Here is a 12,789-nt window from a genome sequence, read left to right as displayed (position 1 = left end):
AGAGCCGCCCGCATGCCTTTCGGCAAACGGGCGGTCCCTTATTCGGCCGGACAAGCCGGCCGCATGTTACGCGATCAGAACTTGCCGCGCAGCGTCACGCCATAGGTGCGCGGTTCGGCAAGGAACTGCGAGAAGATCTGGCGCCCACCCGGATACTGGGGATCCGAGAATGCGCTGCTCACGCCGCCTTCCTGGAAGGGCGAGTTGAAGGCAACCTGCGCATATTGCTTGTTGAACAAGTTCTGCGCCCAGAATTCGATGCCCCACTTTTCGTCAGGGCCGCGAACGCCGACGCGGGCATTGAAGATCGCATACCCGTCCTGTTCCTTTTGCGGGAAGAGGTCCGAACCCGTGTTGTAATCGCTGGTCATGCGACCATCGATATAGACGAGGCCGGTCAGACCGCTGCTGCCGATTTCGGGCGTCCAGGTCACGCTGCCGGTCGCGACCAGTTCGGGCGCATTCGACAGATTGTTTCCGGGGAGCTGGCGCAGTGCCTGATCGAGCGGAGCGCCCGAAGCATTGCCGACAAGGTTATTGCGATATTTTGTCCGCGCATACGTCAGACCGGCAGTCATACGGAAGTCGCGAGCAGGAACCAGTGAAGCTTCGAGTTCGAAGCCCTGCGTACGAACGCCCCAGCCCACATTGTCGGCTGCACACGCACCGGTTGTAGCGGCCGCAGCATTATAGTTCGGCGAACCGGTGAACTTGCTCTGATCGCGATCGGCTCCGTTGAGATCAGCCGAACAGCCGTTGACGTTCTGCACGAGGAACACGCTGCCGTTAAACGTGTTGAGCTGGAAGCTGCTGAAATCCGAACGGAAGAAGGTCAGACCTGCGCTGAACGGCCCGGTCGAATATTTGGCGCCTAGTTCGTAGCTGTCGACCGTTTCCGGGTCGAACTGCAGATTGCCCACGAGCGACTGCGCCCCGCCCGCCTGGGCAAAGGACCAGGTCGGAACGCCGCCAACGATCTGGATCGGATTTTTCAGCGCCGATCGGTCGAGATTGAAGCCGCCGGCTTTGTAACCGCGGGCATAGCTGGCGTAGACCAACAGATCGTCGACCGGCTTGTACGAAAGGATCGCGGTGCCGGTCCACTTGTCTTCGCTGCGCTGATCGTTGATCGAAACACCGTTCAATTCGGCAGTCGAGTTGCCTTGACAGGCAAGCCCGATCAGCCCCGCAGAAACCGGCTGCAACGCAGCGACACCAAGAAAACCGCCGACCAGATTCTGGACGTTGACGCACGCCTGATTGTCGTTGGTAAACGTCGCCGCGAACTTCTTCTTATCGTGGGTATAACGCACGCCCAGCGTCAGATCGAGCTTGTCGGTGATGTGGAAGATATTGTGGGTGAAAAGCGCCCAGTTGGTATCGTCCTGGCGGTAGCGATCATTGATGCTGCCCTTGTCGCTGATGCCATCAAGTTGATCGAGTGCCGCATAAATCGCCGGCGAAGCCGCGCCAAAAGCGGCCGGTCGGGCAGCGACACAGCCGGCTGACGTCGGCGAATAGAGCCCCGCAAGCGCCCCGCCCGAGATAAGGCGGCACGCGGCGAAGCGGCCATATTGTGTGCCGAAGCGCAGATTGTCGCGAACAGTCAGCTTTTCATTGGCATAGAAACCACCGACGAGCCAGTCGAGTTTGCCATCGAATGCTTCACCCTGCAGACGCACTTCCTGGGTGAACGTGTGGAACTGGCGATAGGCATCGTCGCTCGGCGCGCGATAGAGAATGTCGACAGCGCCATAGTCGAGGTCACCCGCCTGGCCCGAGCGATATTCGCGATAGCCGGTGATCGAAGTCAGCGTAGCGCCACCGAGATCCCAGTCGACCTGGCCCGAGAAGCCATAATCCTTGGTCTTGCCAGCGAAGCTGCGGCCCGCGCTGACCGACAGATCGCGGCTGTAACCTTGGCTGAAGGCGCCGAGCGGCTGACCAAGGTCGCGCAGAACGTTAATAATATTATTGCCATCGGGCTGCGGCACGTTTGGCGGCGTTCCTGTCGCTCCGGTCGACAGCGGCGTCGACGGATTGTTGAGATTGCCGATGTACGGGTTAACGCTGTTGTCGACATAGATCGCGCCGCAGCATTTTTCGTTGCGATAGGTGTAGTCGGCGATCAACCGGATCGACAGCGCGTCGGTCGGTTCGAACAAAAGCTGGCCGCGCAGGAAATAGCGGTCGCGGTTGTTGACGTCGGTATTGTTCGTCGTGTCGCGCAAAAAGCCGTCGCGCTTCACCCAGACGCCGTCGAGGCGCGCCGCGACCTTGTCGGTGATCGGGCCGGTAACGCTGCCGCTCAGGCGCCAATAGTCATAGTTGCCATAGGTTATTTCGCCGCTGGCGCCGAAGTTGAAGTCGGGCTTTTTCGAATAGATGCTGATCAGGCCCGCCGACGAGTTGCGTCCGCCGAGCGTGCCCTGGGGGCCGCGCTGGACTTCGACGCGGTCAATCTCACCCAGTTCGTTGAGGCCGATGCCCGAACGCGAGCGATAGACGCCGTCGATGAAGACCGGAACCGAACTTTCGAGACCCGGGTTGTCGCCGACGGTACCGATGCCGCGGATACGCGCCGAGCCATTGGCTTCCGAGCCCGTCGACGAAACGAGCAGCGACGGCGCGACCTGGTTGAGCTGGCGAATGTCGTTGGCGCCGCTGTTCTGCAGCGTTTCGGCGCTGACCGCCGAAATGGCGACCGGCACGTCTGACAGCAGCTGCGAACGGCCCTGCGCGGTCACGACGATCGCATTGGCGGTGTCTTCGGCGTTATCGGTGGTGGCATCCTGCGCAAAGGCGGGCGCCGAGACGGCCGCGACGGCAATCGACACGCCGAGCGCGGTCGTGCGAAGCAGACGGGCATTCAGTAGGGAAGATGATGTCACTTTGGGCACTCCTCTCAGATAATTTCTTTTTTCGTTGCCCTTATGTCATACCGCAAATGGCGGCCCATTCCAGCGAGACCCCTGCTTTTTCGACGTTTTTGGACAGGTGATGCTTTTTGGCCACAGCCCGGTCAAGGCGCTATACGGCTCCGCAGGCCGCTATCGCGTCGCCGCCCTTTTGCTTGCCGTAGCGTCATCGTGGGTTGCCGCGGTCGAGGGAAAGGCAAGCAACCGCCCCTGCGCATTTAGCGCCGCATGATAGGAACCGGCAAAATTGGCAGCGATCGCCGGGTCGAATACGTCGAGGCCGCCGGTCAGACTGCCAAAAGCAGGCAGGATCAAGCGCTTGGCGTCATGCGCAAAGCAGGGGCGCGACACCGGGCGGCCGCGAAGCTGCAGCCGCAGCTTGGGGTGAAAATGTCCCGATATCTCGGGCCACGCCTCTTTCGGGCAGCATTGGTGGCGCAGCATGATGCCATCGACGCACAGCGCGTCGGCGATCGTCCCGCCCCATGCCCCGGCGGTCAGCCCGTCGTGATTGCCGGCGACCCAGACAAGTTCGGTCATCGCCCCCAGCGCGCGCAGCCGGTCGGCCGTCGCCGGCGCGATGCGCTCGTCCGCGGTCCGATCATGAAAACTGTCGCCCAGACACCAGACGGCGCGCGCGCCCGTCCGCCGCGCAAGATCGGTCAGCCGGTCGAGCGTATCCTGACTGTCGTAGGGCGGCAGCGGCTGGCCGCGCGCGGCATACCAGCTCGCCTTTTCGAGATGCAGGTCGGCGACGATCAGCGCCCCGTGCCGGGGCCAGAACAGCGCCCGTTCGGCATGCAGGTGAAAGGTCTGGCCGGCAAAGTCGAAGGCGGGCGCGGGCGGCATCGCGCCGCTATGGCGCGCTACCGCGCCGCGGGCAAGCGCCACGAACCGATCGCTTTGCTAGCTCCCGCTCCTCGCATTGTTGAGCGCGAAACGCTGGCCGGTCTCGCGGTTCGCACCGCTCGGCAAATCGAAGACGACGCGGCGGTTGGGGAAATCGATCTCGATCCGGTCAAACAGTGACATGCTGTCCATCCCCAGCAGCAAGGCCGGCCGATCATCGAGACCCAGCGCGCGAAAGGCTTGGCTGTCAGCGAAGCTAACGGGCAAGTCGTTGAGGTCCAGACCCTTGACCGTAATCCGCTTGATCGCCGTCCGCGTCGCAGAAACCGCCTCGCCGGTCACGGCGCTCAGCATAGTCTCGACAAAGGGCACGCGGTTGGCGCGCTTCGCCGCAACCAGTCGCTGCAACGCCAGATTTCCGACGCTCGTCTGCGCGCCCGTATCGACGATGAGGTCGATGCGCTTTCCATCGAGCCGGGCGTCGGACAGGATAAGGCGGCCCGCGGCATTGCGCGCGGTGACGACGATGGCGTCGTCGTCGCGGATAATCGGTGTAGCACGCTTTCGCGTTGCCAGTATCTCCATGTGCTGCTTGCGAAAGTCGATCAGCACGCGCCGGTCTTCGAGCATATCGACGCCGATCAGGCCTGCGGCCCCGATATGGCGGCCGTAGAAGGCGGGCGCGACCAAGCCGGTCATCTCAAGGTCGGTCATCTGCAGGGCGGCGACCCGAAAGCTGGGGACGGTCGCAGAGCCGCCGATGGTCGCCAGCCGGAGCTGTTCGCCCGGCGCCAGCTTCAGCCGATCCGCCAGTTCGCGCGCGATTACCGTCCGCTCAGCTCCGGTATCGACGAGGAAGGAGAATGGGCCTTGCCCACCAATCATGACATCGACCGCCATGCGCCGCGTCGCATCGAGATCGAAGGGTTGAATGAAGGGAATGAGCGCGCCGGTTGCGGGATCGACAACCATATCGGGAGTTGGCTCCGCGGCGGCCGGGGGAGCGGCAGGTGCTGCGGGCGCTGCCGGCGCGCCGGCAGGCTGGGCCGATCCGATCAACAGCGGTGCGGCGAGCAACAACGCCATCAGCGCGGGGCGATGCACATTATGCTTCATGGCGGCATCCTCTCTTTATTGTTATACGCTTATAATACGCCCCTTCGCGATTTTCAGCAATCGTGCGACCAACCCCGTCATTCGCTCCCCATCGCGGTTGCCGCGAGCGTATCGGCGAGCTCGCCAAGCAGCGCGTCGTCGAGGTCCGAGGCCGCGACATTTTCGCGCCCGATCAGCACCAGCACCGGGATCGCGAGCGGGCTGATGCGATCGAGCCTTTGATGCACCATCGTCCCCGCCGCGCGGTCGAGCAGGTCGCCGAGCCGCGCGACGTCGGTGAGCCGCTCGCGCGCGTCGGCCCAGGCGGCTTCGATCAGCAGATGATCGGGTTCATATTTGCGCAGGACGTCGAAGATGAGGTCGGTCGAAAAGGTCACCTGCTTGCCCGTCTTGCGCTTGCCCGGATGCTGGCGTTCGATCAGCCCGCCGATCACCGCAACCTCGCGGAATGCGCGCTTCAGGAGGTGCGAATTTTCGACCCATTCGACGAACTCGCCTTCCAATATGGTCGCGTCGAACAGCGCCTCGGGATGCGCGACCGGTTTCAGCGACCAGAGCGCGAGCGCATAGTCGGAGGCGACGAAGCCGAGCGGCTGGAGCCCCGCGCGCTCCATCCGTTTCGACAGCAGCATGCCGAGCGACTGGTGCGCGTTCCACCCCTCGAACGGATAGCAGACAAGATAATGCGCGCCCTCGTGCGGGAAGGTTTCGACGAGCAGTTCGCCGGGGCGCGGCAGCACCGAGCGCAGCGCCTGCATCTCGAGCCAAAAGCGCACATCCTCTGGAAATCGCCGCCAGCTCGCCGGATCGGCCAGGAAAGCGCGCACCCGGTCGGCGAGGCGCGACGACAGCGCCATCCGCGCCCCGACATAGGAGGGAATACGCGCCGGACGCGTCGTTGCGCGCACGATGAGGTCAGTGTCGCGGATCGTCTCGACCTCGAGGCTGAGGCCGGCGAAGGCGAAGGTGTCGCCCGCGGTCAGCGTGCTCGCGAAATATTCCTCGACGCTGCCGAGGCGCCGTCCGTTCTTGAAGCGCACGTCGAGTGTGGGGGCGTCGACGATGATGCCGGCGTTTAGCCGGTGCTGCGCCGCGAGCCGGGGGTGCGCGATGCGCCAGCCGCCCTGCCCGTCGGGCGCCAAGCGGCGGAAGCGATCATAGCTTTTAAGCGCATAGCCGCCGTCGCGCACAAAACCGAGCAGGCGCGCAAAGAGCGCGGCGTCGATCCAGCGATAGGGCTGCGCACCGCGGATTTCGGCGAGCAGATCCTCCTCGCGGAAGGGTGCGGCGCACGCGAGGGCCATGACATGCTGCGCTAGCACGTCGAGCGCGCCGGGGCGGAAGCGATCGGCATCGCGCTCGCCCGCCTCGACCGCGTCGAGTGCGGCGCGCGCCTCAAGATATTCGAAGCGATTGCCCGGCACGATCAGCGCCCGGCTCGGTTCGTCGAGCCGGTGGTTCGCGCGGCCGATGCGCTGGAGCAGCCGCGACGAACCCTTGGGCGCCCCCATCTGGATCACGCAGTCGACATCGCCCCAGTCGAGCCCGAGATCGAGGCTGGAGGTCGCGACGAGCGCCCGCAATCTCCCCTCGGCCATGGCGTTTTCGGCGCGCTGGCGCGCCTCGCGGTCGAGGCTGCCGTGATGGATCGCGATCGGCAGCGACAGGTCGTTGACCTTCCACAATTCCTGGAAAATCAGCTCGGCCAGCCCGCGGGTGTTGCAGAAGATGATCGTCGTGCGGTTCTTCGCGATTTCGGCCATCACCTGATGCACCGCATAGCGTCCCGAATGCCCCGCCCACGGCACCGCCCCTTCAGGCAGCAGGATCGAAATGTCGGGATCGGCGCCGCGCTCGCCCTCGACCAGCGTCACGCGCGCCGGATCGCCCTCGGGCGCGAGCCAGGCGCGATAGGCGTCCGCATCAGCAATCGTCGCCGACAGGCCGACGCGCCGCAGCCCCGGCGCGACGCGTTCGAGGCGCGCGAGCGCGAGGCTGAGCAGATCGCCGCGCTTGCCGGTCGCGAAGGCGTGGATTTCATCGATGACCACCGTCTTCAGATCGGCGAACATCGCGAAGCTGTCGGGGTAGGAGAGCAGCAGCGACAGCGATTCGGGGGTGGTCAGCAGGATATTGGGCGGCCGACTGCGCTGGCGCGCCTTTTTGTCCGAACTGGTATCGCCGCTCCGGCTCTCAACGCTGATGTCGAGATCCATGTCGGCGATCGGACCGAGCAGGTTGCGCTCGACATCGGCGGCCAGCGCCTTGAGCGGCGAGACATAGAGGGTGTGCAACCGGTCGGACGGGTTGGCCGCAAGGTCGATCAGACTGGGGAGAAAGCCGGCCAATGTCTTGCCGGCGCCGGTCGCCGCCACGAGGAGCGCGCTTTCGCCGCGCTGCGCCGCCGTGAGCATGTCGGCCTGGTGCCGCCGCAGCCGCCACCCGCGGTGCGCGAACCAGCCGGCGAAGGGAGCGGGAAGCGACATGCGCAAGATGTGGCGCCGACGCCGCGCCGCGGCAACCCCTTCCCCTTCGCGCCCGCCCATGGGGCGGGGCGGGCGTGAACCCGCCCCGCGTGTGTCTGGCTTAGAGGCCGTCGAGCCCCTTGCTGACGAGGATATTTACGGCCACGCGGCGATTCTGCGCCTTGCCTTCGACCGTGTCGTTGCTCGCTGCCGGATCGGCTTCGGCCATTCCGGTCGGCGTGAGCATGCGATAGGGCTTCCAGCCGCACGCCTGCTGCAGATAATTCACCACGCGTCCGGCGCGCTTTTCGCTGAGCTGCTGATTGAGTTCCTCGCTGCCGGTCGAATCGGTGTAGCCGACGACGAGCAGCAGGGCATTGTCCATGCTTTCCGCCTGCTGCGCGACCGCGCACAGATCGGATTTCGCCTGCGGCGACAGGACCGACTGGCCGGTGTCGAAATTCACCGTCGTCGTGGCTTTCACATTATACTGGTCAATGTCGCCCATCCGGCCGCGCAGCGCTTCGGTGGCCGCGGTCTGTTCGGCGAACCGCTGATCGGTCCCGTTGCGGATCATCGAGGCGGTGCGCAGATCCTTACTCTTGAGATCGATCTGGCTGGCGACCAGCCCGCCTTCCCACTGGCGCGTCTCGACCGACACGGGAAGGCCGTTGAGCAGCGCTTCGGCACCGAGCTTGTCGCGGTTCAGGCCCAGGAAGCCGCCGCTCGACTTGATCGTCGTGGCGTCGGCGATGGTGATCACGGTGTTGCTGCCGTCGGCGGTCGTCACCTGCATCCGGTCGCCGCTGCGCGCCGAGATGATGCCTTCGACCTTCGGGCCTTCGGCCATCTGCGCCATATCTGGCGGCGCGGCGCCGGTTACGAGCAAAGACCCGTCGCTTTCGGGCGCATCCTGCGCTTGCACCGCCACTGCGGTGCTGACCGAGCCGGCAAGCATCGCCAGCAACAACAATCGCTTCGATTTCATGGAAACTGCACGCATTACGCTACTCCTTCATTCCGAGCCGCCCCCGCGAGTTCCCGCCGTCCTTTTCTGCACCTGAAATCGTCCGGCAAGGCCGTTGATTGATCGCGCCGTCCATATGAGCAGATTGTGCGGCGAACCGTTGGTGAGGGCGCACTTTCGGCGCAATTCGGGCGGTCAGCGGCCTGCGGTCAGCGCAAACCATATCGCCACCCCGACGATCGCGAGCGCGAGGATACGGCGGACGGTGCGGGTGCGCGCCGGGTCTGAAATCCAGCCGCCGACCCGGGTCCCCGCCACGACGATCGTCAGGTGCACCGCGGTCGCGATCGCGATGCTGACGAGCGCGAGCGCAATGGCGAGGCCGAAGCCCGGCACCTGCCCGCCATTGAAGCGCGGGATGACGACGACGTAAAAGAGCATCGCCTTCGGATTGAGCAGATTGACCACCAGCCCCGACAGGAAATGGTGCCGCGACCGGCCCGGCGCGGCGATCAGCGCCGGTGAATTTTCGCCCGCGTCGCGCCAGCTTTCCCAGGCAAGCCAGAGGAGGAAGGCGGCGCCGCCCCAGCGCAAGACCTGCCACAGTAGCGGGCTGGCCGACACGATGAAGGCGATACCGAGCGCGGCGGCGACCGCGTTGACGAACAGGCCGATCGCCACCCCAGCGGTTGCGGCCAGCCCCGCGCGGCGCCCTTCGCCCATCGCCAGCGCGGCGAGCCACGCCATGTTCGGGCCCGGCGTCAGTTCGATCAGCAGCACCGCCAGGCCAAAGCCGATCCAGTCGGCGTCGGTCACGGCAGGCGTTTCGTCGGATAGGGCGTGCCATCCTTGTGGAAATAGCCGTCGGGCGTGAACAGCATGTCGATGTCCGAATAGCCGCCGCCGGTATCGTGCAGCTTGCCGCCGCCCAAGGCGACGAAGACGCAGTCGGCGTCCGATTCATTGACCAGATGATGGCCGTTGGTGCTGCCCTTCGGCCATACCGCAATGTCGCCCGCGCGCATCGGCCAGCGCCCCGCGTCCTCGACGAGCGTGGCTTCGCCCGAAATCATCACGAGCATCTCGTCCTCGCCGTCGTGCCAGTGGCGCTGCGACGACCAGGCGCCGGGTTTCAGCACGACATGGCTCGCGGCGAAATCGGCAAGGCCGGAGGCGGGCGCGAGGCGGCGGTACCAGCGCCCCTGTACCGGCGCGTCATAGGGGGCGGGATAGCCGGTGACGTTGGTCTGGGGGATGGTGTCGAGATCGAGCTTGGGCATGGCGGTCCTCCGATCTCCCTTTTGCCTTTCGCATCGAGCGAAGTCGAGATGCCCCTCGGCGCAGCGCACGGACGAATGGTGTCTCGACTTCGCTCGACACGAACGGATAAAGGATGCTCATGACCATGACCATCGACCCCGTCGACCTTGCCCGGGCGCTGATCGCCGCGCCGAGCGTCACGCCCGCGACCGGCGCCGTCTTCGACTTGCTGGAGGCGGCGCTCGCCCCGCTCGGGTTCACGGTCGAGCGCTTCATCGATGGGATCGAACCCGACGGGCCGGTCGAAAATCTGCTCGCGGTACGAGCGGGCACCGGCCCGGTGCATTTCGGCTTTGCCGGGCATCTTGACGTCGTACCCCCGGGCGTCGGCTGGACCGGCGATGCTTTCGCGCCCGAAATTCGCGGCGATCTGCTCTACGGCCGCGGCGCGGTCGACATGAAGGGTTCGATCGCCGCCTTCGTCGCCGCGGCGGCGGCAACCCCCGCCGAAGCAGGAACGATCAGCCTGATCATCACCGGCGACGAGGAAGGCCCGGCGATCTTCGGCACCCGCGCGCTGATGGAGCATATGGATGCGCGCGGGGTGAAGCCCGACATGATCATCGTCGGCGAACCGACGTCGGTGAACCGGCTCGGCGACATGGTGAAGATCGGCCGGCGCGGATCGGTCAATATCTGGATCGACGTGCCGGGGACGCAGGGCCATGTCGCCTATCCGCACTTGGCCGACAATCCGATCCCCAAGCTGGTGCGCATCCTGGCGGCGATCGACACGGTGACGCTCGACGAGGGGACCGCCTGGTTCCAGCCGTCGAACATCGAGTTCACCGACCTTGAGGTCGGCAATGGCGCGACCAACGTGATTCCGGCATCGGCGCGCGCGCGGCTGTCGATCCGCTTCAACGACCAGCAGAAGGGCGCCGATCTGGTCGCGATGGTCGAGCGCATCGCGCAGGACGTCGAGCCCGCGGCCAAGGTGATCGGCAAGATTTCGGGCGAGGCCTTTCTGACCCCGCCGGGCGCGCTGTCGTCGCTCGTCGCCGACGCGATCCGGGCCGAGACGGGCATCGAAGCCGACATGTCGACGACCGGCGGCACCTCTGACGCGCGCTTCCTCCATGCGCTGTGCCCGGTGGTCGAATTCGGGCTGACCAATGCGACGATGCACAAGCTCGACGAGGCGGTCGCGGTTGAAGACCTGCACACGCTGACGGCCATCTATCGCGGCATATTGGACCGTGCCCTTCGCTGACGCCTAATCCTCGCGGCTGCGCCGCAGGATGACATAGACCGCGCCCGCGCCGCCATGGCTGATGTGCGCGGGGCGCAGCGCGACGATGCGGTCGGCATGGGGCGACACCGCCAGCCAGTCGGCCAGCGAAGCGCGGATTGCGCCGCGCGGACGCGGTTCGTGCGGCTGCGGCAAGCGGTCGGCGCCCGGCCGCAGGCGCCCCGCGACGACGAGCAGCACGCGCGCGCCGCGCAGCAGCGCCCGCCCGATCGCATCGTCGAGCAGCGCCTGCGCCGAGGCAAGGCTGTGGCCGTGGAGATCGATGCTGAGGTCGGGGCGGACGTGCCCCTTGCGCAGCCGCCGGTCCCAATGGCTGTCGAGCGTCGCCTGCCCATGGATACGGCGCGGCGGGGGGAGCGCGGCGGGCCGGGCCCGCGCCGCGGCGGCGACGGCGAGGCCGCGCGGCTCCGGCTTGGGGGGACGCACCGTCGGCGGCGCCGCCGGTTCGAGCGGCGACGGTGCGCGATGGAGCGGCTTCACCGTGGCCGCGACCCGTTTCCACAGCGCATTTTCTTCGGGAGCGAGGCGGCGCGCCATCGCCGGTCAGCGCGCGGCGGCGGTGAGCCGCGCGACCGCAGCGCGCGGCAGCAGGATCAGCGCCGAACCGCGCGCCGCCATGCCACCCGCGATCGCACGCGCCTTGTCGCCGGCGCCCCAGAAGCTGTCGAACCGGTTCGCGCCCTTGATCGCGCCGCCGGTGTCCTGCGCCACCCACAGCCCATTGGGCTCGGCGCGGTCGAGCGAGAGGAAGACCGGGGCGCCGAGCGGCACATATTTGGGATCGGCGGCGACGCTCGCGCGGCCCGTGACCGGCACGCCGAGCGCGCCGAGCGGCCCGGGTCCGGTGAGTTCGCGGAAGAAGACCCAGCTCGGATTTTCATTCATCACCGCAGCACCACGCACCGGGTCGGCGCGCAGATAATCGAGGATGCCCTGCATCGAGGCCTGCCCCGGCTGGAGCGCGCCGCGGTCGAGCAGCAGCTTGCCGATGCCGACATAATCGCGGCCGTTCTGGCTGTCGTAACCGATCCGCATGACGCCGCCGTCGGGCAGGCGCAGCCGCCCCGACCCCTGCACCTGCAGGAAAAAGAATTCGGCCGCATCGGCCGCCCAGGCGATTTCGAGGCCGCGCCCGGCAAGCGCGCCGCGTTCGATCGCGAGGCGATCAAAATAGGGGATGAAATTGCTGCCATCGACGCGGCCGCGGATCTTCTTGCCCTGCAAGTCTTTCGAAAACAGGCCAAGGTCGACATCGACCAGATCGGCAGGGCGCCGGTAGATCGGCACGTCATAGCCCGGCCGCCGCGTCCGCGAGGCGGCGATTTCGGGTTCGTAATAGCCGGTGACGAAGGCGGTGCCTGCACCGACCTGCACCGTGCCGAAATAGCGGCTGAAGAAATTACCGGCATCGCGGTCGGCCCAGCCGCTCGCGGCGCTGCACGCTTCGGCCCATTCGCTCGGCTGCGTGAGCCCGCTCGCATCGGTACGGCGCTGCACCGACGGGCAGCTCAGCCGGAAGGCGATCAGCGCGGCGGTCGCCTGTTCGGGCGCAATGCCCAGCGCATTAAATTCGGGACCGGCAACGACGCCGCTTTCGACCGCGCTGGTCGCGGTCGCGGGAACCGGCGGGGCGGCGAGCGGCGGATTGGGGGTTGCGGGAATCGGCTTCGCGGCGGCGCCCGGCGGCACCGAGGGGCGCGGCTGATAAGGGCGCGGGGCGGCGGTCGTGGGGGCCGGAGTCGGTGTCGGGTTAGTCGCAGGGGCGGGGCGCGGTCCGGCGGCCGCCGGGATCACCGAGGCACAGCCCGACAGCAGCGGAACGGTCAAGAGAAGCGCGAGGCCGACGCAGCGAAGGCGCGGCCTGCGATCCGGCACGGCGTCCCCCCGGAACGTCATGCTGCC

General features: G+C 66.4%; 10 protein-coding genes. 1 reads left to right on the top strand and 9 read right to left on the bottom strand.

Annotated elements, in window-relative coordinates:
• Window positions 1-74: 74 nt before the first annotated feature.
• The 7 genes from AOA14_RS09290 to AOA14_RS09260 all read right to left on the bottom strand — a co-directional run bounded on the left by AOA14_RS09290 (window position 75) and on the right by AOA14_RS09260 (window position 9,595).
• The gene (locus AOA14_RS09290; RefSeq protein ID WP_062903099.1) at window positions 75-2,891 is read right to left on the bottom strand and encodes a TonB-dependent receptor; all 2,817 of its coding nucleotides are present in this window, start codon (window positions 2,889-2,891) and stop codon (window positions 75-77) included.
• Between the two features lie 159 nt (window positions 2,892-3,050).
• Window positions 3,051-3,767, bottom strand: a complete 717-nt coding sequence (pdeM, locus tag AOA14_RS09285) for a ligase-associated DNA damage response endonuclease PdeM (protein ID WP_062903098.1) — start codon at window positions 3,765-3,767, stop codon at window positions 3,051-3,053.
• A 57-nt stretch (window positions 3,768-3,824) separates the two neighbouring features.
• Window positions 3,825-4,883 carry an aspartyl protease family protein gene (locus AOA14_RS09280; protein WP_062901587.1) on the bottom strand — a complete coding sequence of 353 codons (1,059 nt, stop codon included), beginning with the start codon at window positions 4,881-4,883 and terminating at the stop codon, window positions 3,825-3,827.
• A gap of 77 nt (window positions 4,884-4,960) precedes the next feature.
• A complete protein-coding gene (locus tag AOA14_RS09275) occupies window positions 4,961-7,369 on the bottom strand; it encodes a ligase-associated DNA damage response DEXH box helicase (RefSeq protein ID WP_062903097.1) in 2,409 nt (802 codons plus the stop codon).
• 100 nt (window positions 7,370-7,469) lie between these two features.
• The gene (locus tag AOA14_RS09270; RefSeq protein ID WP_062901586.1) at window positions 7,470-8,351 is read right to left on the bottom strand and encodes an OmpA family protein; all 882 of its coding nucleotides are present in this window, start codon (window positions 8,349-8,351) and stop codon (window positions 7,470-7,472) included.
• 159 nt (window positions 8,352-8,510) lie between these two features.
• A complete protein-coding gene (locus AOA14_RS09265; protein WP_062901585.1) occupies window positions 8,511-9,131 on the bottom strand; it encodes a LysE family translocator in 621 nt (206 codons plus the stop codon).
• Entirely contained in the window at window positions 9,128-9,595 is a 468-nt protein-coding gene (locus tag AOA14_RS09260) for a cupin domain-containing protein (RefSeq protein WP_062901584.1), read from the bottom strand. Before AOA14_RS09260 ends, AOA14_RS09265 begins: the two co-directional genes overlap by 4 nt.
• Window positions 9,596-9,714: 119 nt before the next feature.
• Between AOA14_RS09260 and dapE the strand changes: the two genes are divergently transcribed.
• Window positions 9,715-10,848 (top strand): succinyl-diaminopimelate desuccinylase, encoded by a 1,134-nt coding sequence (gene dapE, locus AOA14_RS09255; RefSeq protein ID WP_062903096.1) that lies wholly within the window; start codon window positions 9,715-9,717, stop codon window positions 10,846-10,848.
• 3 nt (window positions 10,849-10,851) lie between these two features.
• Here the strand turns inward: dapE and AOA14_RS09250 are convergent, their stop codons facing one another.
• The gene (locus AOA14_RS09250) at window positions 10,852-11,424 is read right to left on the bottom strand and encodes a Smr/MutS family protein (RefSeq protein ID WP_062901583.1); all 573 of its coding nucleotides are present in this window, start codon (window positions 11,422-11,424) and stop codon (window positions 10,852-10,854) included.
• A 6-nt stretch (window positions 11,425-11,430) separates the two neighbouring features.
• Window positions 11,431-12,783 carry a murein transglycosylase A gene (mltA, locus tag AOA14_RS09245; protein ID WP_062901582.1) on the bottom strand — a complete coding sequence of 451 codons (1,353 nt, stop codon included), beginning with the start codon at window positions 12,781-12,783 and terminating at the stop codon, window positions 11,431-11,433.
• Between the last annotated feature and the right edge of the window lie 6 nt (window positions 12,784-12,789).

Origin of the sequence: Sphingopyxis terrae subsp. terrae NBRC 15098, assembly GCF_001610975.1 — a bacterium.
GTDB classification, from domain to species: Bacteria; Pseudomonadota; Alphaproteobacteria; order Sphingomonadales; family Sphingomonadaceae; genus Sphingopyxis; species Sphingopyxis terrae_A.
Note: the sequence above shows the minus strand (reverse complement) of the source record. Positions and strands in the feature narration are given on the sequence as shown.

Coding starts and splice junctions, on each gene's coding strand:
- pdeM (WP_062903098.1), bottom strand. CDS start 3,767: ATGCCGCCCGCGCCCGCCTTCGACTTTGCCGGCCAGACCTTTCACCTG.
- AOA14_RS09280 (WP_062901587.1), bottom strand. CDS start 4,883: ATGAAGCATAATGTGCATCGCCCCGCGCTGATGGCGTTGTTGCTCGCC.
- AOA14_RS09275 (WP_062903097.1), bottom strand. CDS start 7,369: ATGTCGCTTCCCGCTCCCTTCGCCGGCTGGTTCGCGCACCGCGGGTGG.
- AOA14_RS09270 (WP_062901586.1), bottom strand. CDS start 8,351: ATGCGTGCAGTTTCCATGAAATCGAAGCGATTGTTGTTGCTGGCGATG.
- AOA14_RS09260 (WP_062901584.1), bottom strand. CDS start 9,595: ATGCCCAAGCTCGATCTCGACACCATCCCCCAGACCAACGTCACCGGC.
- dapE (WP_062903096.1), top strand. CDS start 9,715: ATGACCATGACCATCGACCCCGTCGACCTTGCCCGGGCGCTGATCGCC.
- AOA14_RS09250 (WP_062901583.1), bottom strand. CDS start 11,424: ATGGCGCGCCGCCTCGCTCCCGAAGAAAATGCGCTGTGGAAACGGGTC.
- mltA (WP_062901582.1), bottom strand. CDS start 12,783: ATGACGTTCCGGGGGGACGCCGTGCCGGATCGCAGGCCGCGCCTTCGC.